35 protein-coding genes and 3 pseudogenes are annotated in these 22846 nt (G+C 50.9%); 6 read left to right on the forward strand and 32 right to left on the reverse strand.

Annotated features, from left to right (window positions below; translation table 11 throughout):
* Window positions 1-8: 8 nt before the first annotated feature.
* The 11 genes from gpG to ACQG22_RS12990 all read right to left on the reverse strand — a co-directional run bounded on the left by gpG (window position 9) and on the right by ACQG22_RS12990 (window position 9108).
* Complete coding sequence (gene gpG / locus ACQG22_RS12940; protein WP_013096339.1) at window positions 9-431, reverse strand: phage tail assembly chaperone G; 423 nt, start codon at window positions 429-431, stop codon at window positions 9-11.
* Between the two features lie 38 nt (window positions 432-469).
* Window positions 470-1207, reverse strand: a complete 738-nt coding sequence (locus ACQG22_RS12945) for a phage tail protein (protein ID WP_013096338.1) — start codon at window positions 1205-1207, stop codon at window positions 470-472.
* A gap of 7 nt (window positions 1208-1214) precedes the next feature.
* The gene (gpU, locus tag ACQG22_RS12950; protein ID WP_368770468.1) at window positions 1215-1613 is read right to left on the reverse strand and encodes a phage tail terminator protein; all 399 of its coding nucleotides are present in this window, start codon (window positions 1611-1613) and stop codon (window positions 1215-1217) included.
* Complete coding sequence (locus tag ACQG22_RS12955) at window positions 1610-2164, reverse strand: phage tail protein (protein WP_013096336.1); 555 nt, start codon at window positions 2162-2164, stop codon at window positions 1610-1612. Before ACQG22_RS12955 ends, gpU begins: the two co-directional genes overlap by 4 nt.
* Window positions 2165-2172: 8 nt before the next feature.
* On the reverse strand, window positions 2173-2448 hold the full coding sequence (locus ACQG22_RS12960; protein ID WP_369706949.1) for a DNA breaking-rejoining protein: 276 nt from the start codon (window positions 2446-2448) through the stop codon (window positions 2173-2175).
* A complete protein-coding gene (locus tag ACQG22_RS12965) occupies window positions 2441-2767 on the reverse strand; it encodes a DUF2190 family protein (RefSeq protein WP_369706948.1) in 327 nt (108 codons plus the stop codon). Before ACQG22_RS12965 ends, ACQG22_RS12960 begins: the two co-directional genes overlap by 8 nt.
* Window positions 2768-2849: 82 nt before the next feature.
* Window positions 2850-4865: a ClpP-like prohead protease/major capsid protein fusion protein gene (locus ACQG22_RS12970; protein ID WP_426711550.1), complete on the reverse strand. Its 2016-nt coding sequence runs from the start codon at window positions 4863-4865 to the stop codon at window positions 2850-2852.
* Window positions 4810-6309, reverse strand: a complete 1500-nt coding sequence (locus ACQG22_RS12975) for a phage portal protein (RefSeq protein WP_369706946.1) — start codon at window positions 6307-6309, stop codon at window positions 4810-4812. Before ACQG22_RS12975 ends, ACQG22_RS12970 begins: the two co-directional genes overlap by 56 nt.
* Entirely contained in the window at window positions 6306-6497 is a 192-nt protein-coding gene (locus ACQG22_RS12980) for a hypothetical protein (protein ID WP_072216036.1), read from the reverse strand. Before ACQG22_RS12980 ends, ACQG22_RS12975 begins: the two co-directional genes overlap by 4 nt.
* 20 nt (window positions 6498-6517) lie before the next feature.
* Window positions 6518-8620, reverse strand: coding sequence for a phage terminase large subunit family protein (locus ACQG22_RS12985; protein ID WP_369706945.1), 2103 nt, complete (start codon window positions 8618-8620; stop codon window positions 6518-6520).
* On the reverse strand, window positions 8620-9108 hold the full coding sequence (locus tag ACQG22_RS12990) for a DUF1441 family protein (RefSeq protein WP_044158251.1): 489 nt from the start codon (window positions 9106-9108) through the stop codon (window positions 8620-8622). The genes ACQG22_RS12985 and ACQG22_RS12990 overlap by 1 nt, the downstream gene beginning before the upstream one ends.
* A 322-nt stretch (window positions 9109-9430) precedes the next feature.
* Between ACQG22_RS12990 and ACQG22_RS12995 the strand changes: the two genes are divergently transcribed.
* Window positions 9431-9646 carry a hypothetical protein gene (locus ACQG22_RS12995; protein WP_041689428.1) on the forward strand — a complete coding sequence of 72 codons (216 nt, stop codon included), beginning with the start codon at window positions 9431-9433 and terminating at the stop codon, window positions 9644-9646.
* A 304-nt stretch (window positions 9647-9950) separates the two neighbouring features.
* On the opposite strand, the pseudogene ACQG22_RS13000 reads toward ACQG22_RS12995, so the two are convergent.
* Window positions 9951-10268 (reverse strand): annotated as a pseudogene (locus tag ACQG22_RS13000) (glycosyltransferase family 2 protein); the annotation flags it as partial.
* 89 nt (window positions 10269-10357) lie between these two features.
* On the opposite strand from ACQG22_RS13000, the gene ACQG22_RS13005 reads away from it, so the two are divergent.
* Entirely contained in the window at window positions 10358-11050 is a 693-nt protein-coding gene (locus ACQG22_RS13005) for a hypothetical protein (RefSeq protein ID WP_369706944.1), read from the forward strand.
* A gap of 83 nt (window positions 11051-11133) precedes the next feature.
* Here the strand turns inward: ACQG22_RS13005 and ACQG22_RS13010 are convergent, their stop codons facing one another.
* The 20 genes and pseudogenes from ACQG22_RS13010 to ACQG22_RS13105 all read right to left on the reverse strand — a co-directional run bounded on the left by ACQG22_RS13010 (window position 11134) and on the right by ACQG22_RS13105 (window position 21036).
* Window positions 11134-11346: a hypothetical protein gene (locus ACQG22_RS13010; protein ID WP_319851982.1), complete on the reverse strand. Its 213-nt coding sequence runs from the start codon at window positions 11344-11346 to the stop codon at window positions 11134-11136.
* Window positions 11297-11572 (reverse strand): hypothetical protein, encoded by a 276-nt coding sequence (locus tag ACQG22_RS13015; RefSeq protein ID WP_369706943.1) that lies wholly within the window; start codon window positions 11570-11572, stop codon window positions 11297-11299. The genes ACQG22_RS13010 and ACQG22_RS13015 overlap by 50 nt, the downstream gene beginning before the upstream one ends.
* A gap of 7 nt (window positions 11573-11579) precedes the next feature.
* Window positions 11580-12209, reverse strand: a complete 630-nt coding sequence (locus ACQG22_RS13020; RefSeq protein ID WP_369706942.1) for a glycoside hydrolase family 19 protein — start codon at window positions 12207-12209, stop codon at window positions 11580-11582.
* Window positions 12206-12502: a phage holin family protein gene (locus ACQG22_RS13025; protein WP_369706941.1), complete on the reverse strand. Its 297-nt coding sequence runs from the start codon at window positions 12500-12502 to the stop codon at window positions 12206-12208. The genes ACQG22_RS13020 and ACQG22_RS13025 overlap by 4 nt, the downstream gene beginning before the upstream one ends.
* On the reverse strand, window positions 12499-12903 hold the full coding sequence (locus tag ACQG22_RS13030; RefSeq protein WP_150143449.1) for a putative holin: 405 nt from the start codon (window positions 12901-12903) through the stop codon (window positions 12499-12501). The genes ACQG22_RS13025 and ACQG22_RS13030 overlap by 4 nt, the downstream gene beginning before the upstream one ends.
* Before the next feature lie 94 nt (window positions 12904-12997).
* On the reverse strand, window positions 12998-13594 hold the full coding sequence (locus tag ACQG22_RS13035) for a hypothetical protein (RefSeq protein ID WP_193532662.1): 597 nt from the start codon (window positions 13592-13594) through the stop codon (window positions 12998-13000).
* A gap of 174 nt (window positions 13595-13768) precedes the next feature.
* Window positions 13769-14566 carry an antitermination protein gene (locus ACQG22_RS13040; protein WP_369706940.1) on the reverse strand — a complete coding sequence of 266 codons (798 nt, stop codon included), beginning with the start codon at window positions 14564-14566 and terminating at the stop codon, window positions 13769-13771.
* Window positions 14563-14919 carry a RusA family crossover junction endodeoxyribonuclease gene (locus ACQG22_RS13045; protein ID WP_369706939.1) on the reverse strand — a complete coding sequence of 119 codons (357 nt, stop codon included), beginning with the start codon at window positions 14917-14919 and terminating at the stop codon, window positions 14563-14565. Before ACQG22_RS13045 ends, ACQG22_RS13040 begins: the two co-directional genes overlap by 4 nt.
* Window positions 14912-15205, reverse strand: a complete 294-nt coding sequence (locus tag ACQG22_RS13050; RefSeq protein ID WP_013096305.1) for a Ref family recombination enhancement nuclease — start codon at window positions 15203-15205, stop codon at window positions 14912-14914. The genes ACQG22_RS13045 and ACQG22_RS13050 overlap by 8 nt, the downstream gene beginning before the upstream one ends.
* A 144-nt stretch (window positions 15206-15349) precedes the next feature.
* A complete protein-coding gene (locus tag ACQG22_RS13055; RefSeq protein WP_248059199.1) occupies window positions 15350-15568 on the reverse strand; it encodes a hypothetical protein in 219 nt (72 codons plus the stop codon).
* A gap of 121 nt (window positions 15569-15689) precedes the next feature.
* A complete protein-coding gene (locus tag ACQG22_RS13060) occupies window positions 15690-16013 on the reverse strand; it encodes a hypothetical protein (protein WP_369706938.1) in 324 nt (107 codons plus the stop codon).
* A 191-nt stretch (window positions 16014-16204) separates the two neighbouring features.
* Window positions 16205-16656 (reverse strand): annotated as a pseudogene (locus ACQG22_RS13065) (hypothetical protein).
* 514 nt (window positions 16657-17170) lie between these two features.
* The gene (locus tag ACQG22_RS13070) at window positions 17171-17431 is read right to left on the reverse strand and encodes a hypothetical protein (protein WP_369706937.1); all 261 of its coding nucleotides are present in this window, start codon (window positions 17429-17431) and stop codon (window positions 17171-17173) included.
* Between the two features lie 17 nt (window positions 17432-17448).
* Window positions 17449-17604 (reverse strand): annotated as a pseudogene (locus tag ACQG22_RS13075) (DNA polymerase III subunit theta); the annotation flags it as partial.
* Window positions 17588-17731 (reverse strand): hypothetical protein, encoded by a 144-nt coding sequence (locus ACQG22_RS13080; protein WP_369706957.1) that lies wholly within the window; start codon window positions 17729-17731, stop codon window positions 17588-17590. The pseudogene ACQG22_RS13075 and the gene ACQG22_RS13080, both read right to left, overlap by 17 nt.
* Before the next feature lie 195 nt (window positions 17732-17926).
* Window positions 17927-18583 carry a DUF1627 domain-containing protein gene (locus ACQG22_RS13085; protein ID WP_369706936.1) on the reverse strand — a complete coding sequence of 219 codons (657 nt, stop codon included), beginning with the start codon at window positions 18581-18583 and terminating at the stop codon, window positions 17927-17929.
* Between the two features lie 17 nt (window positions 18584-18600).
* Complete coding sequence (locus ACQG22_RS13090; protein WP_369706935.1) at window positions 18601-19341, reverse strand: ATP-binding protein; 741 nt, start codon at window positions 19339-19341, stop codon at window positions 18601-18603.
* 2 nt (window positions 19342-19343) lie between these two features.
* Entirely contained in the window at window positions 19344-20315 is a 972-nt protein-coding gene (locus ACQG22_RS13095; protein ID WP_369706934.1) for a hypothetical protein, read from the reverse strand.
* 14 nt (window positions 20316-20329) lie between these two features.
* Window positions 20330-20779, reverse strand: coding sequence for a toxin YdaT family protein (locus ACQG22_RS13100; protein WP_227160087.1), 450 nt, complete (start codon window positions 20777-20779; stop codon window positions 20330-20332).
* A complete protein-coding gene (locus ACQG22_RS13105) occupies window positions 20779-21036 on the reverse strand; it encodes a transcriptional regulator (RefSeq protein ID WP_348583931.1) in 258 nt (85 codons plus the stop codon). The genes ACQG22_RS13100 and ACQG22_RS13105 overlap by 1 nt, the downstream gene beginning before the upstream one ends.
* A 94-nt stretch (window positions 21037-21130) precedes the next feature.
* Here ACQG22_RS13105 and ACQG22_RS13110 point away from each other — a divergent pair, with 94 nt between their 5' ends.
* The 4 genes from ACQG22_RS13110 to ACQG22_RS13125 all read left to right on the forward strand — a co-directional run bounded on the left by ACQG22_RS13110 (window position 21131) and on the right by ACQG22_RS13125 (window position 22831).
* Window positions 21131-21526, forward strand: coding sequence for a hypothetical protein (locus ACQG22_RS13110; RefSeq protein WP_023311188.1), 396 nt, complete (start codon window positions 21131-21133; stop codon window positions 21524-21526).
* Between the two features lie 191 nt (window positions 21527-21717).
* Entirely contained in the window at window positions 21718-22215 is a 498-nt protein-coding gene (locus ACQG22_RS13115) for a hypothetical protein (protein WP_369706933.1), read from the forward strand.
* Window positions 22216-22303: 88 nt separating this feature from the next.
* Complete coding sequence (locus tag ACQG22_RS13120; RefSeq protein WP_154590856.1) at window positions 22304-22489, forward strand: hypothetical protein; 186 nt, start codon at window positions 22304-22306, stop codon at window positions 22487-22489.
* A gap of 69 nt (window positions 22490-22558) precedes the next feature.
* Entirely contained in the window at window positions 22559-22831 is a 273-nt protein-coding gene (locus ACQG22_RS13125; RefSeq protein WP_369706932.1) for a hypothetical protein, read from the forward strand.
* The last annotated feature ends 15 nt before the right edge of the window (window positions 22832-22846 follow it).

Below are 22846 nucleotides of genomic sequence, written 5' to 3' on the forward strand. Positions count from 1 at the left end.
GGCAAATTTCAGCTCACTGGCGAGGGCTTTTCCGCAGTAACGGGTTCAGCGGGTTTATAACCTTCTTCGGCGGACGCTGCCTGGTCATCAGTTACCGGCGCAATCATCCCGGACAGGAGCTTCACCTTATATTCCGCTTCGGCAACCAGTTCTGTCGGCCATGACTGCATGACCTCATCCTGAATCTTTGCCACTTCCGCCGCAGCATTTTCTCCCTGGGAGCCTTTCAGTTCGTGGCCGTGCCAGAGCGACATCGCCACGAGGAACGCCCCACTTTTTACGGTGAGGGTGATGGCCGCCTGGAAATCGCCAGCTTCAACTGCCTCCAGCTGCTTCAGGTATTCGAGGTATTCAATACGCTGAAGCGCCGAAAGCTGGAACAATGTGACGCTGCTGCCGTTACTTTCCAGCAGTTCGCTCTTTAGAAACATATTTACTCCGGGTCGGAACGGGGCTCACGCCCCGGTTATCAGGAAACAGTGACTTTGCAGATCGCCACAAAGTTACCGTCATTGCTCATAACGATGATTTCTACGGTGCCCGCCGCCACGCCGGTGACAGTCAGGGTATTGCCGTTAACGGTGACCGTCGCTTTTGAAGGATCAGAGCTGGCTACGCGGAAGGATTTATCTGACGCACTGGCCGGAAGGACTGAAACCACCAGTTGCGTTGTGGCTGCGACCGCTACAGCTGCAGTGGATTTATCCAGACTGATCCCCGTAACAGCAATCGGCGCGGTACCGCTGTCCTCTGCCAGCGATGGTTTGCCGTTGTTTGTGATTTTGGCCGTGCGGGTCATGACCTCTTTGGACGTAATGGTTTTACCGAGGCTGCTCACCCAGCCCTTAAACACATCGACAACCCCATTCGGATATTTGATTTTATATCCCCTCACGGTGCCCTCATCGAACCAGTTCACCAGGTCCTGCTGCCCGGAATCTCCCGGCATCCACGCGAGCGTCAGGTTGGTTTCACCGGCTGATTTCTGCCCCTGCATCGTTGATGTCCAGTCGGCATTCTCATCATCGATGTAGGTGTCATCTTCAGATTCAGCCGTCAGTTCACCGGGCTGCAGGTCTTTAATCTTTGCCAGACGCAGCCAGTCAACATCTGAAAGCGGGTTGGCATAGGGGTCACCGGTTCCGGTGTAAACCCATAGGGTGGTACCAGCACCTTTTGTTGGCGCCAGCGGGTTTGGTGTGGCCATAGGATCCTCACATTACATAGCTGATTGAATAACTGAGATCGGCTGATCCCCACATCATCACTTCCTCATCTCGCTGATAGTCATAGCCATTCGCATTCATCAGTTCGATTAGGGGCAGCAATTCTGGGATATCAGCCAGAGCGGGGTACACTTTTTCTTCCATCCAGGCATCCAGAGCGGAATCGGTCTCTTTTGCCTTCAAAAAGACCTCGATATGCAGCAGTGCAGTCCACATATCTTCATCCACCCTATCTTCTGAAGCTCTCGCATCAGTCAGATAGACGGCTACAGCAGGCAGATCTTCTTCTTCCAGAAATCCAGGACGGCCGTCGAACCAGGTTATTTGCTCTGTAATACTGCGTTTCAGGGCCGTCAGAACGGCGGCCCGTATCTGCGGGTGTTTCATCGTTTGAGTATCAACCTCAGTTGGTTTTGCAGGTTCTGGCGCATAACTGCTGGCATGTTTTCGTCCATCAGCCGGGGTAGCTCCGCACGGAAGGCCTCTGTAAGGGGAACAGCCAGTGGAATGCTGACCACTTCAATGGGGTAGCGGTTCTTGGTGGTGCGTCGCAGCACATGCCATCGACCATTTGCCAGTTGCTGGATAAAAGCGCCTGGAAAACGAAACGGGCCTATTCTGAGCACACTGTTTGCACCCGACTTATCCCGTTTTCTGCGGGACAGACGAACACTGGCGGGACCGAGTTTTATGGCGGGGAGATTTCCCCGGTTCACCCGAATAAGTGCGCGTGGTTTACTGACGGTAGCCCGCCGTAACCGGGCACGTTGCTTAACCAGTTTTCGAGGTACACGCGTCGATTTTGAAACGACAGAAACGCTTCGGTTGATGGCCTGCCCGGCAATACGGTTAACCGACTGGGCAGAGGCACGTGGTACGGCCGTTTTGCTGATGCTGTTGAGGTTTGCGATAGCCTGCTCGAGGCCTTTGATCGACATAGCCCCTCCTACTCAATGAAGATACGAGGTTTCCCGTTAAACAGTTCGTGACGTGTGACGGTCCAGTTTCTGCCTTCCCAAACCACTTCATCGTTTCGCCGCGGGGTATATTCTCCACTGAATACCACCAGAGACCGTAAATTCCCTGATAACGGCCCCATCTCTTCAAGCAACTCAGCAGAGATAACGTCGTATGTGATTCCGTTAATCAGAGCCGTTTTCCCCATCTTTTTTATGGTGGCCGCGTCCATGCGAGCCGCCATCCGATCAAAGGGATTAGACATTAATCTTCACTTCAACAACGGTGGTGTTTGCCGGTGCATCTTCCCAGGCGATGCCTGCGGCAACGGCATCCGTTTCATCGGTCTGGATTTTGCCGTCCTTCAGATACACCTGCGCCCCGGCAGTAACCGCATCTGCGGATACTTTTGGCAAGAGGAAAACACCCTCAGTAAAACCGTCCCCGGTATCGCCAGCCGAGATATCGGTAATTGCCACCGCGATAAGTTTTCCAACAACAACCGGGTCGCCGCTCTGAATATCGGTTGCACCACTGTTTACCAGCGGGATCGTTTTCCCGTCCTGCGCATAGTTCTTAGCCATAACTTCTCCATTCAGCCCCATGCGGGGCTGGTTTCAGGTATAAAAAAAGCCCTTACGGGCATCTGTTTGTCAGGACTGTTTTTTACTGACCAGTGGATTTGGTCATGCCGCGATGGTCCAGCGGCGCCACACCGGCATCAATACGCACTTTCGTGGCGATACCATCAGTGGTGAAGCCTTCCTGCTGATCGATGTAAGGCGTATCGACACCGTTGAGATAAGCGACCTCGATGGTGTCGGTGCCCTTCGCGGCGGCCAGATACCAGGCTTTCGCATCCGCTTCATCCAGACGCGGTTCAGCGATGACCTCTGCAAAGTTCTGGATCGGGTTAACGATGCCGGCATTAATATCAGCACCTTTAACACTGGCCGACTTGATAGTCTGATTCGCCAGGGTTTCCAGAGCTACAGGCACCAGCATGTAGGCTGGGCGGATATTCAGGGTACGCTCACCTTCCTTCTGCAGGCGCATCAGCTTGCGCGCTTCGTCCAGGCTGGCCACAGAAATTGCGCCCGCGCTCAGGTTCTTGTGATCGGCATGGAACAGCGGTTTGCCGTCGGAGAGTTTCGGGTTTTTGGTCAGGATGGCGTAAACCAGATCGCCAATCGTTGCTTTCGCCGCACGCCCCATCTTCATCGGCACGTCGGTGAGCTGGTTCAGATCGTCGTTAATGATCGCCTGGCGGGTTACAGAGAAAATTTCACCATAAGTGGCTAGCGCGATGGTTTCGCCTTTATCACTTGTAGTGACGTACTTGTACTCCGCCCCCTCGCGAACCTGTCGCAGAGAAGGGAAACCACCCATACCGACACGATGCGCCGTTTTGAAGTCTGACAGCTGGCCTTTTTTGGTCCACAGTTCGAAAGTTTCCTGGGATTCTTCCCAGCCCTGAAGCAGCGCTTTGTTCGCCACGTCGAGCAGAATATTGCCAAAGTCAGAGGTGCTGTGCGTCAGCGCCAGGCCAACCATCTGCATCGGATTGTAGCTGGATACACCGATACCTTTTTCTGTCAGGGCCATGCGCGCATACTCGCGCAGCGTCATACCGTTATAAACGTTATCCCGCTCCTGGCCTTCAAAACCGGCACGCGCCATCAGCGCCTGGCGAATACCATCCGCAACGAAATTACCGTTGCCCGCATGAATATGCGGTTGTGTGGTTTTGTTGGATGGCGTGGCCGTTTTACCGAGCTCTGCCAGTAGTAAATCTTTCGCCTTATCAACGGAACAATCAGGATCGGCCACGCACTGATTTTGCAGTTCCGTATGTTTATTACCGAACATGGCAAAGAGATCACCGATGGCGTTAACACGGGCTTTCTGCTCAGCCAGTACCTGCGCGCGGATTGCATTTTCATCCGGCGCCGGGTCAGTTTTTGCCTGCGGTGTCTGAGGCTGGGTAATAACCGGGTCACGCTGGGTAGTATTGCGCGGCGGGGTGATCATGTTGCGAATGCTTTTTGGCATTTTTTCAAATTCCTCAATACGTTTTGAATGGATACAGGCCATAGCCTGCAGGGATGGAGTCACCTGGTCGGCAAAACCCAGTTCAAGGCACTCGCTGCCGCTCATCCAGGTTTCGTCTTCCAACATTGCCGCAATTTCTTCGGTGGATTTCCCGGTTTTTTGCGCGTAAGCCGGGATAAGAACGGATTCAACCTTGTCGAGAAGATCCGCATAGTCGCGCATATCGCTCGCATCACCACCAGCAAACCCCCATGGCTTATGGATCATCATCATCGTGTTTTCAGGCATGATGACCGGATTGCCTACCATCGCGATCACCGAGGCCATGGAGGCCGCCAGTCCGTCGATATGAACGGTAATCGCCGCACCGTGGTGCTTCAGCGCGTTATAGATAGCAATACCGTCGAAGACATCACCACCGGGTGAGTTGATGTGAAGGTTGATGTGGGTAATGTCACCAAGCGCCCGGAGATCATTGACGAACTGTTTCGCCGTTACGCCCCAGTACCCGATTTCGTCATAAATAAAAATGTCGGCCTCGCTGTTATTGCTGGCCTGCATGCGGAACCACGAATTACTTTTTGCGCTGGCTTTCGGACGGTAGCGCGCCCGGTTCTTTGGCTTCGGCACTGGTGCCTCCTTTATCATTGGCGGGGTCGGTGTCAAACACCAGGCCCTGTTCACGGTTCTCGTCAACCTCCGCTTTACGGCGTGACTTGACATCATCCGGGTTGCGACCGCTGGCACGGATCCAGTCGGACTCGGTGGCCGCACCGCCGCGGATTTGCGTTTTCCAGGCATTGGCTTCTTTAACGGGATCAATCCACGGCATAACGGGTCCCGAATAAACCGCGTTATACAGCGTGTCCATATCGATGCCTCTCGGCAGCTTGATTTCTCCGGCAGCAATAGCCATCTTCAGCCAGGCCCGGTACATTGGCCGGGTCACTGAACCGATGAACCAGTCCTGCAGAATCAGATATCCGTCTGTTGACTCGACAAGCTCCTGCCGCTGGGCACTGTATGTGCCGTTGTAGTTTCTGGATGTACTGGAAAAACTGAGGCGACTGCCCGCAGATACCGCCCGCAGCTGTCCATTACGAAACGATTCGAGGTTAGGGTTCGGGCGATCGGATTTAATCATCCCGATTTCTTCCCCGGCCTGCAGTTCGTCATACAGCATCCCTGGCTGAATCATCAGCTCGCGGTCATCGCTGCTGGAATCTGAATCGAAACTCTGTCCGTCGCCTTTTTTGATATACATGCCGAGCGCCGCAGCAATTCTTGCTGCAGTAAGCTCCGAGTCCTCGTACTCTTTCAGCGCGCTCAGACGCATCAGGACACCAGACAAAAGAGACGTTCCGCGGGTCTGGTGCAGGCGGCGGGTGAATTTGAGATGAAGCATGTTCTCAGCATCTATCTCTTTCGTATCGAACTGTCGCCCGGACACCGGCAGACTTTTATAGACCTGATATTTTTTGGGCCGTCCCCAGTTATCGACAAAAACGCCCTGATTAAGCTGGGTGGCTGCATCACTGTTCATCGGCACGAAATCAGGCTCCAGCGCTTCCAGCCAGAACGGCACGCCAGCGACCGGCTGAAGCCCATTTCCGGTACCGCTAACCAGCTGAGCAAAAACCTCGCCGTCCCTGAGCCACGTTCGCAGCATAAGACGCTCAAGCATGGGTCGGGTAAACTGGGTTGTGACATCGGGCCTTACGGACCATTCGCCCCACTTTCTGCGGATATCAGTGGCAAGCTTTTTAGCGATCTTCCCGTTACTCAGCATCGGATGCGGTTCAACTATGATGCCCTTCGCACCCACCACCCTTTCTTCCAGCTTGTCGAAAACGCCGATCACCAGATCGTGGTTGTTATCCAGCCAGCGCGCTTGCTGCCTCAGTGAAACCGCCCCCATCTGGCTGAGCTGATCGGCTGAGCGATTTTCCTTCTGGGCTTTGTGGGTACGCGTTTGCTTTACCGCCTCATACGCCTTAATAACCGCACGGGCACGCAGGCGTGAGGCTTTCCAGCCTGGTGAAAACAGGCCAATCGCATCATCTAAAAAACTCATCCAAACCTCGCCAGCCTGTAGCCGGGTCGCCCGCGGCGTTTGTTATTGAGCGTTGCCAGTCGTCGCTCCCATTCCTGACGGCCTTTTCTGATTTCCGACAGGTTTTCGAGCGTCATCTGCTGCCCGTTGAAAGTGATTGATTTCCCTTCCAGAACAGACAGCTCTGCAGCAGCGTAGCGGTCGATCATGTTTTGAATATCAGCTGGACTCACACCCAACCTCCTGACGAAGACCACGGATTAGCCTGTTCAGTTACGGGCTTCTCACGTTTTGGTTTTGATTTAGATTTCGGCGCAGGCGACGGGGATGGCACTTCGCCAGTTTCCGTCTGCGTGTCCTCGATCCACGTTTCCCGCCGTGCCCACTCAGGAGCTGACGGCCATTTAATTTTTTCGTATCCACTAAGGATGGCGAGCGCATCGGCATAAACGAGCAGGTCAAATGCTTCATTTGCGCCCCGGCCGGGCTTACTCCACTTCCCTTCATTCGAGCGTTCCTCATATGTCAGTTCGTCATAGAACCAGCTGCCCAGCCAGGCGGGGAAATGCACATAGCCAGGGCCGGGTGAATCACGCCACAGCGCATTGTTCACCCGGTCTTTAAGGGCATCGGTTTGGAGAAGATAAAGAGGCACATCCCCGGTCGCCTGTGCGCGGCGTGTTGACCTGCCGGTGTTGTCGGGAAACGTTCGCTGGATAAGTTTGCTGCGACGAACACTGTCACCTTTGAAGAGATAGATACGCTTACCCAGCCCCTCCCGGCGGCATCTGCGCCAGAACTTGTATGCATTATCCGTCACACCGTCCTCGCCCCCGGAGTCCACGGCCATCGACATAAGCCGCATGCCCTTTGACGGGTCAGATGCCAGAGGCCACGTTTTCTCAAAGACGTCAGTGAGCAAAAGATCCCAGTCCTCCGGATAGCTTGCCGGATCAACCTGTATGCTTTCCCCGTTGCCGTCACAGCGCAGCGAATACCGTATGTTGTAACGGTCAACTATCCATCGCTCACCCATACTTCCGTAACCCGTAACCTGCACGACAAATCGCCGGTCGCGCCCGGCCTGCACGTCCACGGTCGCGGTGAGAAACTGCACGCCGTCCGGTACCGAACGTTTTGGAACATCCTCGGCACGCTGCTCGAGCAATTCACTTTTACGCTGCTCCAGGCTTGCCCGCGGCAGATAGGGTCTGCCGAAATCGGTGTTGATCACCGTTTTCAGGGTTTCTTCGCTGCGCGTGGATTCGTATTCCTGCTCGGCGGTCAGGTACTTATAAATAAGCTGCGCCCAGGTCTGGTATGCAGCTGCCGGACCTTCCATCCAGAAGGAGGCAATACGGGAACGACGGCCATCACCACTTACCTGACCGTTACGGTCGATACTTTGCCCATCCCTCAGCCAGACACATTTCATGTTCAGCGCACGCTTCATGTCCGGTGTGATCCTGCCTTTACAGGCCGGGCACTGTAGAAACGCAGCTTCACTGGCCAGCACGGGATCGCTGCTGTCGCGGTACCCGGTCATATTGTCCATTTCCGGCTGGAAATACTCCCCACAATGCGGGCATGGCCAGTAAAGGCGGCGGCGGTCGCCACGGTTATAGAGTGATAAAATTCCGGTAGTTGGAGGGGCTTCATGAGGCGTGGTTCGTCGCCATTTTGTGTCTCTGATATCCCTGCCGGGTGAACTCTCAACCAGCGTCATTCCGGAGGACATAAATGTCGTGGTACGTTTCGACGCCAGTGAAAAAGCGTCGCCCTCCCCGTCGATATCTTCAGGAAAACGGTCGTAATCCGTCAGCGCCACACTTTTATAGTCAGAGGACGACATGATATTGACGGATGGCCAGCCGAGCTTCAGATAGTTACCGGCGCGGAATGTACGATCGTAGACGTTATTATCGTTACGCCTCGGACTTAACCGGTTTTTAACTTCAGGGCTGCAGCGAAAAGTACGGTCCAGACGTTTTTTTGAATGCTCGCGGGCCTTTTCCTCTGATACCTGAATGACGAGCATATCTGCCGGATCGCAGACGATGTTATAGACAATCCAGCCGTCAATCAGCCCGATGGTTTTACCCGTTCGCGCCGGGCCAACAAACACAACCGCATCGTATTCACGCGAGGCCAGGCAATTCATCGGCTCTATCACATAAGGAGCAAGATCCGGCTCCCATGGAACGGAGTTTCCTGCCCCCATCGGCACGCGCATATATGTACCGACCGCATCGGCCACCGGCATACGACGCGGGGCACGTAAAATACCGGAAACATCGCGGCGGATGCCCCTGGCGGATGCCCGCTTTGCCATCAGTCCTCCTCTGGCTCTTCCTCCTCTGTTTCAGCGTCCTTCACCCTCTCCGCCATCTGGTCGCGCAGGTCATCGATAACGTTTTGTACGCGGGAAACCGCAGTCGGCGTTAATGCGCAGTCGCGTTCGAGTATGTCAGGGAGAGTTTCAAGTACCATGACGACGGCTTTCGCCATCAATGAGAATTCACGCGCCACTTCATCAGCAGGTATTAACTGCCCCGTATCCTGTTCAAACTTCAGCCTCTCGTTCTCTGCTTTCCAGTGAGCGAGCCTGTCGGATGGATCCATATCGTCGATATTCGTCGACACGGTGGGGATCATCAGTTCAGTCAGAATGTCTGTAACCAGATAGAGCTTTAATTTGCTGTTGCTGCCTGGCGCAGGTTCGACATTTTTCAACCTCGCGGCAACCGTCTGACGGTGTACGCCGGTTATCCCGGCAAGCTGATTGATATTCAGTTTTAATGCGGCGATTTCCTGGTCCATGATGGTGAACACTTTTTAAACGATTCGACATCTTGCGAAAACGGCCTTTAAACAAATCAAAGACCTGCATAAATGATGATGATGACCCTAGATCGCAAAAACTAGCCGTTTTCCGCGCGCCAGCCGCCCCGTGGTAGGCGCCCACGACGGGAGGACCCGTATGACTGCCAATAAAAAACCGCGCGAAGGCAGTTACTGTTTGAATATCAGGATGTTGTTTTGTATTAACCCTGGTTAAGGTAAGTCCTCAGCCCGTCAGTGGTGGGACACTGCCGAAACCTAATACAGAGAAATGGCTGAAAACCTCTGTGAAGGAAATAAAATGAACGAAGAAATTCATCTCAATCTTGAATGTACGTTGAAAAGCCTTGCCGATGCTGAACGCGAGATTGGCGAATTGAAAATGGTCGTTGGTTTAATGCTAGCTAAACTGCCAACCAATGAACGTGAAGCTGTAATTAATGAACTACGTTCGTGGGGTTTCCCTGAGAAGGCCAACGAATTTGATCAATTTGTCCATCCACGTCCTGCCCGTTAGGCTGATAAACCCAGACCGATTAATAGACCACTTATAATGAGTGGTCTCCACATTATTTTTTGATTTCATGTAACCTCCTGATTCACTTATGGCACCACCAGGTATTTTCACAGTCTGTTTGAAAACGGTGTGCACCAGATGGCCAATGACCAGCGAATGACTATGCGACAATACCAAACGCCAGCATGTCACCCACCGCCGCAACAGCCTATTCTTTCTTCCAGCACCGATAACTCTGGCTCCTGTAGTAAAGTCGGATGATGCCGTTAGCGAACGGCCATCACAACAGCGCAGGTAACGGCGATGGCCAAGCGCCATCATCCCCTAAAGACAGATGCTCGCCCCCGTCATCCATCAGGGCTGACAGGCTGGCGTTCTTCGAAGCAACAATGCCGAGTGATTCATCATGGCGGAGCAGCTGCACGCCGTCGGGCGCTATCGCTGCAGGCTTTGAACCGTCATCGATAACAACCACCAGCGCGCCGGCGGGAAGATGCTTCATGTACTGTTCGAGAGATCGTTTCAGAACGTCGGGGCGCTGGTGCGTCGTTATTGCAATGTCTATCCGCGATGAAATTGCGCAGGCGGGTGCATACAGAACACCATCATTAGTAACTTGCATTACTAGTCTCACATTTTGAACAATGGGGTATGTAACAAAAACATTGTTAGATATAACATGTCGAAAAATAAATAAGAGGAAAAGCCAGTATGTCTAGAGAAGGTTCGTTGGACTTATTGCAAGAAGTTGAAGAAAATCTTGACATCATGAGACAAACACAGAGCATAAAGCCTGTAAAAGTCAAAGCCATCTTGGAAAACCTGCGAAGCTCCTTAGAGTATCTCGCTAATGACACCTACGACAAATATAATGAACCTAGCCCTACGATCAAACGCCCCAATATATACTTCCCTTACGGAAAGAAAATCTTCGTTGATAATTTCTTTATTAAAAGTTTAAAAGTAAATCCGCCGAACGCATCTCCGCTATACAAGGTCTTTACTTCCATACAGGACTACCACACTGGTGAAAAATGGCTGGAAATGATGTGTAACCTTACAAATGAAGTTAAACACAGACAACCAATCTCTTTAAGAGAAGACAATTCTGTTAAAGACCTTAGTGTCAGCGTGGATGGTTTTGGTTTAATTAGCGCAGGAAGTTCTGCAAACATCCTCTTTAAAAATAATTATGTTAATGGTCACAAACTAGAAGATTTTACTTTTGAAAATGGAAATCTGCAAAGAAGTGGTAATGGAATACCATTAAACATAGTAATTACCGAAGAGAAAAAAATTAGATTTCATGGTAATGATTATGAAGTAATTCCTTTCATTGAATTATGCCTTATCAAAATCAGGTCTCTTATCATTGAAGCCTATGATGAACTAGAAAACATATAAATTGAATATTTCGCGTCACAGTGGATCTTAAATATGCGTCTGCTGTGATGACTATCCATTTATTTGAAGAATGTTCGTCATATCTAATGATGAGGATGATATAAATTTGAACTTGCTTTTTGTTTTTTTGGACAGTTTTTTTGCCACGCTTTGTTATGCGCAAGGATGTCTCTTTTCGTCTGGCGGTCCATAACGTCGATGTCGTGATCAGTCAGGTAGATTGGCTTTACCCAGTCACAGGCGGTATCAACCACCACCGGGACGCTTCCACGTGTCACGCAGCTCGCGATCAACATCGTCATCAGGCATGTGGTTAACAGTCTGCTGTACATTGCTGGCCTCTTTCGTTGTCTCTACCCGGCGATCTGCTGCTGTGACCGTTGCCGCTGCGTTATCTTCGGTGCGCTGCTGATCTGCTTTCGCTTCAGCTTTGCTTGTGCCGCGAATATGGCCCAGGCCGAAAGCGCCAGCGATGGCGGCAATGACAGCTGCAGCAATACCAATTAAAGTTTCAAACCCCATTGTGACCTCACAATAGCACTGATTTTGCTAGGTTAAACAGCGCACGGCGTTTATCCAGACCGTTACGGCCACCATTGATAAGCAGCGTGACGCGCTCCACATCGCCTGAATGGTGCAGGCATCCGTGCGAGACGTAGAACCATGCGGCGGAGCGCGCAGCGTATTCATCTCGTTCCAGTAGTTCTGGATACGAAACCAGATCCACTTTGAGAGCCTGGCCGCAGCTGTGATAGTTGCTAAGCCCGGTGATTTGCTTAAGGCCTCGGCCGCGATATTTCCAGCCATCACCAGCAACCTGGTTGCCCAGGTTCTTTTTGCCCCACTCACCGCCATAAACCAGATTGGCTATCGCTTTCTGATTTGCCGGTTGCGTTGCCGTTCTGCCGAGTGCGGCGGCCTGCTGTGCAGTAATGCGATGCTTGCCGAACGTAGGTACCAGGTTTTCTGCCGCATAGTTCAGGTTTTCCACCAGACGGGTAAACCCGCAGGACTCATGCCCCATTTGTGCAATAAACATGGCCAGATCGAGCGGGGCAGTAATGCCGAATTCCTTCATTGCAGCATCGATGTAATGAAACCAGCGCGCGGCTAGCCCGCCGCTGATACCAGCCGCCTTTTGAAATTGTGTTTGGTTCAAGTTGTGCTCTCTCCAGTAATACGAGTGATATTGCCGCCCGCACGCCAGACAGCCACGCAGACAACAACGTTAATGAGGATTTCACCGTAATCGACCTGCACATAATCGCCGTGCCAGATGCGGAAAGCCGTGTACGCAGGAGCCAGAATCAGCCCATAGGCCAGAAGTTCCATTAACCGGCGCCGCCGCATACTGCGCTTACGGAAAAACATCAGGCGGAACGAAATCATGATGCAGGCCAGTGCATTGAGGTGAAGCAACAGCCATGGAAAGTTCAGCAGCAGCCACGTCATTCTTCCCCCTTCACGCCGGGCAGATTGCCTGATTTTGAGCGGGCAAGAATGCGCAGCAGAATTGTCACGGAAACCGTTGAAGCCGCCAGTGCGCCAATCGCGGGCGATACCTTGATAGTGACTGGCGGGCTAAGCTGATTCAGTCCGGCGTTGATAAGGGCGGCGATAATTTCTGAGGCTGTACCGGCACAGTAAATGCCACCGATAAACGAAATGAGCGCAAAAAGAATCTGCTTCCAGATTTTATGGTCCTCAGAGCTGAGGATATACAGCGCCGCCCCTGCGAGGGAGCAGACCATCACTGCTGGCGTAGCCTCTGGAAAAAGCGTGGCGAAGGTGATTCCGGTTGTACCAGCAGCCACGCCCGCCGTTACCGTTGCAGTTATTGGTTCTGCGGACATTTTACCCCCTCTTATTGCTGTGGATCCTCTCAGAAAATTTGAGGGGAAATAAAAAAGGCCGCCAGTTGGCAGCCTTGATTGGTATGATAATTTTTTACGATAACCTTAGATTGATATATTCGTGGCATCCAAATATAAAAGCGTTTTGAGCATCTACGAATTCCTTTTTTTCTTCAGGCGTAAAGTATCCTTTTAAAAAACACTTAGTTAAAGCCTGCTGTAAGTTTGCTGTTAGACCAACAAGCTTACAACCTTGTTCATCAGGACTAATCAACAGAAGGAATTTATTTTTACTAATCTCAGCTGATTTCATTGGTGTCTGTATCTCATCGGGAAAAATTCCTTTAGACAACAATGAAACATCTTTTTTACCTATCAAATGCCATTGTTCAAACGTTGTAGCTAACATTATTACATCCGTCACTACTTCCGCGCCTGCGGTTCTGATTAGCTGTGCCAATTCCTTATTGGCATTTAACTGCGTTTGCAATCTTGCCAGTGCAAAGTTCTGTTCAATCGCTCGATATGCGACCCAGCCTGTAATTGCAGCTGCCAATACACCTGCGATGGCAGTGATCAGGGTTTCGATAGGGAAAGCAGAATTAATCTCAATTGGCGGGAGCTTTTCTATAGCCAGCGTGAACACACCAGTTGATTTTTCATATGTGAAAGGTACACCTTGCCAATCCATGAAGCCTCCTTGGTTGCGTAGGCATCATAGCAAAAAACCCCGCCGAAGCGAGGTTTAGAATATTGTAACGTCATGGGCGTAATATCCCAGCGTTGGAAAGAGATTAACCATTTTCCGCCAGTTTTGCAACCCCCCGAAATTAAACGTACCCTCAGGCGGGTTTGGCCCAACCTGTTAATGTGTTACCTGGCCGAGCACTTTTTCAGCAAAGGATTCCTCTATGTAGCAGTGCTCAACCAGACGATCAAAGAAGAGTTTATAGTTGCGGCGCCACGTGGATTCGGTGACTCCCAAGGCTTTAAATACCTCGGTATCTTTCAGGCGTGGATATCCTCTACCGGAGCAGCGCGGGCATTTTTTATAGACCGGTACACCCTGCAGCTCTGTTTTCTTCTTATCCAATACCTCACCGCGACCTCGACAACGGCACTCGTTTTTAACATGCCCTTTTCCGGAGCAGGTCTTACACACAATACGAACCTGTTCGCGTACCTCTTTCCACACCTCCCAATCTGAAGGCAAAATACCTTTTGTGTCTCTGACCCATTTTGGTGGTTTGCCGTCCGGATATGTAACTTTATTCGTGAATACCTCTGCCGTTATGAACTTCTCTCCGGCGCAGCTGCTGCACATGATCAGGCTGGCCGCACTCAGCGAATAATCGCGGAAAACATACTTTGCCAGCGTCTGGAGGAATGCAACCCTGTTCCCTTCTGACATTTTACGCAATGGTGCGTGCCTTTCTGCCCGCTGCACAGCCAACTGATGAATGTAGGCGATGATATTATCCGACGACATAACCCCGGCTTTTGCCAGATAAAGCTCAATACCTATTGCAGCTTTTGATGTAAGCAGACCAAGTGAAGCCATTACATCTGTGATGGTCAAAGTATCAGCTGTTTTTCCGCAGGGAACAGCACCGGGTAACATCGATTTTGGTGAGAAATACTTCGGTAAACTTTCCAGCTTCATTTTATGTCCTCGATAATTATCATTCCGGTTTCGCCCCATACTTTTGATGTCCGGGCGTCCCAAATGTGGGAATCATCCTCAAACAAGGCGTCCAACAGAGATTTTGTTAAGTTGTCCAGATCTGGCTTTTGCTGGTGGGGCTGGCCGTCCATAGCTGCGCGTTTTTTCTTGCTCCAGCTCTGCGGCATCGGCAAAACGAAAGTGATATGGGCGCCGTTCTCCGGTAGCTGGATTCCATGAAGACGCGCTTCATCGCAAAATATGCGATAACGCATAACCGGCGGGCGCTGCTTCCACTTATCAGCGCGGGTCATGCGGGGTTTTCCGACAGGAATGATGAGGTATTTAGGCATAGAACACCCCCAGCTCTAACTGGACCTGCTCCAGCAGCTGCAACTCGGTACCGAAGTTTTTCTCCCATTGCTTACGGCCAGCATGAATCGCCACACCATAACCGCCGTTGCGATGATGCATATGGCACAGGGGAATTGATTTTCGATGGTCAGCGCGCTGGCTTGTGCCCTGCCCGGTTCGGATATGGTGAATTTCCGCGGGCGTCTCGCCCAGGTTCTGGTTTCTGCACACGATGCAGCCCAGCGCGGCCACACGTGAAAGATGGAGGCTATCTGCTTTCTTCATGCTGGACCACCAGCATAAGCAGAAACATCGTGCACGACGGGGCGGTGTGAGTGATATATGGTAATGCTCTGCGCCATTTTGATTCCTCAGGTTGGCGCAGTAATCAGAGGGTGTTCAGCCCGTTTGATTATTATAAATCAACACTTACGTCTTGAGAACCTTAAGCGCTTCTGGCAGGGAGTTTAGGTTTATTACCCGCTCATCATCACTGAGGATGCGCGCAGAAATTCGATTACCTTCCCGGCGTATCAGAGTACGTAAGGCGTTATTGGTGACGAGGTAATCAGTTATTTGACCATCCGATAGATTTAAAACTAGCAATCCATCTTTGGTTAAACCAGCGGCAAATTCGTTTAATTTCATGGGCACATCCCTAAAAATGGTTTCCCCTGACGGGGGCGGTCCTTTATCTCCCTGTCTACTGATTTAATTAAAGGTTCCGCTAACCGATCGGATTTGAGACACAGGAATCATGCACGTTCTGCTAAATCACCGGCCTGTCGTCTGCATCTTTCACACGATTTAGGAGGTGCGTTACCACACCCATTACGGTCACATCATCCAGCACATCGCCCTCAATAGCCTCGTCGTCCAGGGTAATCAGCGCTTTCCCATGGAGTTTCGCGTACTCCAGACTTCCGCAGAAAGAAATCAGAACCGTGTCACCCATTTCCGGTTTCATGGCGACGTTTATGATCGCGTGCCCGAATGAAGTTTCTATGGTTCGGCAGTTATCGTCGTAACCGCAAAGGCTGGTAATAGTGAGCGTCTGTTCTGCGTAGTCTGCTGCTGGTGATGGAAAACCCATGATAACCACCCCTGTTAATTAACTGTATATTTATACAGTAACACCAAAAAAACGAGGGTCAAGAATTTGGGCGCAAAAAACCCGCCGAAGTGGGTAAGTGATTAATAAATAATCAATTCTTCTCGCAGTCAGCACCACCAGCACGATTAAAACCACCAGCCAGACGGTCCCTGATAACAGCTCCATCAGGTTTACGTTTTTACCTCATGCCTATCGCGCAACCGCTGGTACTTGCAATATTGGGGGATAGTCAGATAGCAGCCGATGCTCATCGCCCTGGCTTCGACTTTGCACAGGAAGATGTTAATCTCGCCGGCTTCCAGCTCGGACGTATGGCGCAGGGTTTGCACGGCAGTAACCTCGCCGGACACGACGTCTCCCCAGTCTTTGCTTTCGTTGCCGAGATAGGTGTGCTTCATCGCTTCCTTGACATACCCTGCCTAGAGAAGGCCTTGCTTCGGTTAGCTGACTTTCGTGAACTACAAGTGGCTGAACGCGTTCTGAGCCAGGCTGCGCTTCTCTCGCCACGGCTTCACATGCAGGCGGAAGCATTACCCGGCATCCAGTAGTGGCTGTGGATATGCTTGCCGATAACGACGAAGTTACCGCGATGGAGTTTGATGCCGTCTACAGGCAGGGCCATACGGCCTCCTTGACGAAAACCGCAGAATGCACAAAATGACCAGTGCATTTCTGCATCGGTGACAAGGTGAGGAGTTCAGATAGTTGTCGCATTTAAGCCCCCTTAAATGCGCAGAAGTCACCGGAGTTGTTCATGCTCCGATGACTCAATTTTGGTGGGATGATTTCAGAAATCACTTTGTGAATAACGACAAATATAGTTAAGGGATCCAGCCTTCACCGCAGTTTCCTGTCTCTCTCATCCACTCATGACCGCATTCTGAGCACTTGTAATAACGCTCGTTTGCTTCGCGTCCATGATAGCTGAAGTTAACGGATTTATTGCCTTGCAAGACCATGCATGCAAGAGGAGGATCCCTTCGTCCAAGGGGTTGTTTGTCACAAACTTCACAAGTCATAAATCCCGGACCTCACACGTTGTTCGTCTGTAAAAATCATTATAACGACAAAAATTTGGATAAGATGCGAGCGGAATGTAAAACATGTGTATAGCTATGAAATCCGTCCTCAGCGATTTACTTTTTAGCGTCAAACCCCACATAATGGGACGCGACTTCAGTGAATTTACGAACAACATCCATGGCGAAATCACCTCTCTCAGCAAGTTTCCATACCCAATGTACCACTTGCTCTGCGTTCGTTAGGCGGGAAAGAGGAATTGAATAAACCTGACCATGGATGTCTATCACCTCAAGCTCATCAAGGCATACCTTAACTAGATCCTCAAGCTCTCTTTCTCTTTCAAGAATCCTTGCGATGCTCATGCTATTTTCCATTCCCACCTCCTAATGAGCTATTTTGAATTTTGTTCTGCCATCTCAACATAACGAGGATCCGATGGCTTAGGTAAAGTTATTGACGCTTCTCGGTAAAATTTCAACCTCTCCAAAAAATAACCTCGCAACTACTCCGGCTGCTCACGCATCACCACCTCAGCGATAACTGGCATAGGTACAATATTTCATAAAGTCGTTCAGCGCAGTGATTCGCTGGTCGAATGGCATAACTGGAGCCTCTCCAGCGATTTTTGCATTCGCCGCCGCTTCACGTAATGCGCGTTTGTCGATGTTGCTCACTTTGACTCCACTAACTCTTTCCATTTTTCTTGAAGCAAATACCGAGCTGCAGCCTCTCCATCAGGCGGGAACGAAAATCCCGCGCGTATGCCCGGACAACCGTTTGAACAGCGTACTTCTGCCGAACCCCAGTTCATCCCCCGGCTGCGAACCCTCAGTGAAGGGGCCATGCCGCATTTAGGGCATTTCGGTAAATCAGTCATTTCCCATCCCCTGCAGCAGATGTTTGTGGCGGCGCAGCTCGCGAACGGCCCCCTGCAGACGCTGCAGGCATGCCAGCTTCGCTTTCGTGCGGCGGATTTCAGTTGAGATATAACGCGGTGACGGAATAATCAGATCATCCGGACGGCTGGCGAAAGTTGGGATTTCCCCAATAATTTCTTCTAGGGTTGTGCTGTCTGGCACTGACGATAACTTGACGTCCGGTACTGAAGGCTCCTGCAGTTCTGGCTGAACTTCCGGTTCACCCGCCAGGCTCCAGGTGATATTTTTCCCGTCCACATGGCGCAGGACCAGACCGTCCTTGCACATCGCACCCAGCGAGGCATTCAGAGCTCGCGAACCTTTACCCAGTTTTTCTGCAACCTGGTTGGCACTCATAGCCCCCTGCCCCTGCATAGCTGACAATACCCTCTCCACCAGCTGCGATGGCTGCTTTGCTCTGATACGCTTCGGCTTCTGCTCTTTCGCGGTACCAACCGACCAGGCTCCATCGAAGAAATCGCACAACCCCTCTTCCTTGTGCTCGCGCAACATTTTCAGAGCCTCTACGGGTTCAATATCCAGGCGTGCTGCTACTTCGTGATAGGTTGCTTTACCCATGGCTTTCAATGCGTCGACTACAGATTCCATAATTTTCTCCTCTAAATTTACTTAACAGGTCTAAGGTGGCTAACGTTTCCGCGATAGCTCTCCCAGTCAAAGTTCACCCAAATGCCGTTATCCATGCGCAGGCGATCAACAACCCTTTCGCCCAGGGTATCTACCAGCTCGTCGTAATTCAGGTTGGTCAGCACGCCAACCGGGCGCATAGCGGCCAGCCGGCGATCGATAATCTGGTTCAATAAAACTTTCTCGCCGCGGCTGTCGCGCTGAATGCCGACTTCGTCGAGCACCAGCAGATCAACTTTGCAGAGGTCATCCAGCAGCGCGGCTTCAGAATGCCCTTCGTCATAGCAGGCCCGGGCGCGCAGGGTCAGATCCGGCACCGTCACAATCAGAACCGTTCTCCCCTGTTTCAGCAGATAATTTCCAATGGCTGCTGACAGGTGGTTTTTGCCAGTGCCCGGCTTTCCGGTGAAAACGAAACTCGCAAAGCCGGTGCCAAAATTTTGCGCATAGCTCTTTGCCATACTCAGGGCATGGCGCTGGCCATCGCCGTTCACCGTGTAATTCGCGAAGCTGCAGCTGCGGTGCAGGTTCTGGATCCCGGATCGCCCGAAAATTTTCTCAGCACGTGCCTGCTGGTTGAGTTTGTCTACCTCAGCGGCACGTTTTAGACCTTCCTCGCGCTGCCAGGCCATCAGCTCAGCGGCGCTCTTGAATTTGGGTTCTACGCCCGGCGGAATGACGCGGCGAAGGCGATCGAGAATGGAACCTGCGTTTTGCATGCTTACCCCCTGAATCCTGGCGGAACGGAGCTGTCAGGACGGGAGATACGATTGATATCCCGGCCACCAGCCTGATTCTGAGCCGCCCCTGGCGATGGCAGCCGTAGAATTAAGTCATCCCATTTTTCGCGCAGTTTTGACGGTGACATCACGTTCCGGCACCAGAACGGATCACGCTGTACACGCGAAAACATTTCGCAAATTTGCTTATGTGTTCTGCCATCAAGGGCACACATCAGACGAATTTCGTTGGACCATGCAGCCCAGTTAGGCTCTTTGGGGCGCACCAGTTCCCCGTCTGTCTCAGCGGCTTTTTCATACAGTTTGACGATGCGGTTCCACATCCACTGGGCGCAGGTCAGATCTTCCTTGCTTCCCCACTGCCGTTTTCCTGCATGTGCAACCACGGCTTCTGGATGACGATTTAAAAACGCCTCTTTGGTCAGTTGTTCGTCCGACAGCGAAGCGTCCGGACAAGAAGTGTTTTTATTCTCTGTAGTAGTCTCTGTAGTAATCTCTGTAGGATCGAAATGGGTTTTGCCTTCCCCGCGGGCTGGGCTTTCCCCAGTTCCCGAACAAGGGATTCCCTCGTTACCGACCTGGGCTTTGCCCATTCCCCGAAATGGGTTTTGCCCATTTGGTGATTTATCAATGGCTTGTGTTAGTACCTGATCCACTCGCTCAAAGTTAACTTTGAAGTAAATCCGGTGCTCCAATCGCTTATGTGTCTCTACCAAAACCCCCAGACGCTTAAGCTTTTTCCGGGCCGTCAGCTGCTCTTCGTAACTCAGCCCGGTTTCATCCTGAATTTCCTCTGAGGTTTTATGCACACCCAGATCAGAGGTGAGCTTGTCCATCCAGTAGGTCATCTGGCAAAAAAGAACTGTGGCGCTAACGCCGCCGAGGTGTTCGGCCAGTGCCGGGTAATAAGCAACCGGACGACCGAACCCGCGAATGATGTCAGATGGATTCATGGTTTTACTGACCCTTACGCCGCACGGTGGCAGTGCATAATTTGGACTTTCACGCCAGCCATCTGCGCCAGCGCATCGATCGCTTCCAGAGTCTCGCGTCGGATTACCGGTTGCGGCTTGCCTGTGAAGACAGCATTGGTGGCTTCGATACACTCTTTGTTAACCCTGGCCGCCCGGTAATGCATGCAGTCCTTCTGCGCCAGCTCGTTATCAATGGCGGTACGGATTGCATAGCTCAGCGCTTCCGCCTGTTTCAGGTAATTAGGCGTATCGTTGCGGAACGCACGCTGAATGATTTGCTTGTTGTTATGCAGCCGCCGCGCGTACTCGTCCGGATCTGATACGTCATCAAGTGACTGAAGCAGATCCCCAAAGTGATGCGGGGTTATCAGCTGCGTCACAGTCTTCCAGCCCTTTTCCTGCGCCCAGGTCTCCAGCTCACATGCAAGTTTTTTGATTTCCATCAGTCAGTATCCTTCTGCTTTGTCGTGTTATTTTTTGGATCGTAGTCAGGCCAGATTTCGGCCCAATCGCCTGGACGCATGTCAGAACGAGAAACCTCTCCTTTGGTGAAAGTCTCGATAACGATGCAGCGGCTTGGCGAAATAGCAGCCCGCCCCGTTGCAAGTTGGGAGAGGTAAGATTTCGATATCCCAAGGTGTTGCTCCAGCGCCTTGCGGATCTTTGGCCCACCGGCTTTCAAAAAGTCATTGAGTTGCATAATTGCTCCTGTGTGTTGAGTTGTAAGTTTATAAACTACTAAACATTAATGTCAAGTTTTTGCTTGTTTAGAAATTACTAATCAAAATGACTGCATGGACACAAAAGAAATCAGGCGTAAGCGCCTAGCGGCATGGTTTTCCAGCAGAACCCTACCGGAGAAAGAGAAGAGCTACCTTTCACAGCTGATCAACGGCAAAGCGTCGTTCGGCGAGAGAGCTGCGCGCCGTATTGAACGAGATTACGGCATGGCTCCTGGTTATCTTGATGAAGAACCTATGGGTGAAGAGATAAGATCCCCCCGCCCATTTGACGCGCGCCATGAAGAATTGCTAGACCTTTTCGACAGCCTTGCTGAATGGGAAAAAGAGCAGCACATGGTAAACCTCAGGGCCCAAGTTAACTCCATAGACAATGAGCTCAAGGCAAGGCTGAAAGGCAAGAGCAAACAAGAAATCCTTCAGATGCTCAAAGACCTCGAAATAGACTAACTCCCTTAAAGACCGCCTGTTGCGGTCTTTTTTTTCTCCAAATTCAACCACATCCAATTTTTCACGCCTTTTTGTTTACTATTAACTTTACATATTGGTTTATTTGTTTATAAACTTAGACCAACAAAACACGCAGTAATCAGTAAACGTTCCGCCTACCCGGCGATAAGGGTGAAAAAGAGGGATGCACTATGACCAGCCACAAAATCAATATCGGCAAAGCGGTATACAGCGTGAAACAACGCGAAGATGGCACCTTCAACGCGTATAACTGCAGCACATTGCGTGAAGTGAAATCAGAGAACACGATGCACAAAATTTTAAAAGCTCTGGCAGAACGTGACCACGCCGAAGCGCTAGAATTCAACGCAGAGATTGACGAAGTGAAAGCAGATGAGCAGTGGGATGAATGGGCTAATCAACACGACAGCCGCAAGACCATCGCGCAAATGATTGAATCTGACCACACCGAAGCGCTGGAAATCAACGAAGCAATCGACAGCATGATCGCTGCCCGGCAACATATCGCAAATAAAAAGCCCGACTTTTCACAGGAAACCTGGGATCTGGTTAGACTCGGTAATTCATACAAAGAAGCTGGCCGCGAATGGTACCGCTGGGCAAAAGCAACTGCCCTCCGATTATGGGAAAACAGATTAACTCAGCGGCAATTATTTCAGATGCTATAAGATTTGATCGCTTGGCGGTATATGCTTTCCCGTGGTCCATGATTATACCGCCCTTTTTAGGATTAATTTCTCAGCGGGGTATTCAGTAATGAATAAAACACAATTAACACCGGAACAGCAAATTGCATGGGCTCAGGGTAAACTTGTCACATCAGTGTTTCTTCGTGATGTTGCCGGATGTCATGCCGCCTGGAAAGTATTACGTAAATACAGAAATTTTGTAGTGCATCGCCAACCCCGCCAGGAGTGGCGCGATAGTTTAAACGTTATTTGATTTTCCTAACTTTAAAAATCGATGCCTTAAACGGCAGGGATTTTCACACCTTAAATTAAGGATCATAAAATGAAATCAACTATTACCACCGTAGAATTGAGCCTTGCAATCGTAAATAAAGACCTTGCAACATTTAATGTTAACGGTGCTATTTCAGGCGTGGTTCATTTGCCATCCTCTGGCCCTGTTACCGTTGTGATTGATGGTGGCTACGTACTCGGGGAGTTCGATTGCCCTGCATGCGCTGTCAAACACATTAGTTTGCTATCTGTGAAATTCGCAGAAGCGCAGAACTCCTGTGGCATGTCCTATTACGATCATAAGCGCCAACAACTTAATTAATATGGATGACATCAT

Source organism: Enterobacter cloacae complex sp. 309I3 (assembly GCF_050031595.1).
Classification (GTDB): domain Bacteria; phylum Pseudomonadota; class Gammaproteobacteria; order Enterobacterales; family Enterobacteriaceae; genus Enterobacter; species Enterobacter cloacae.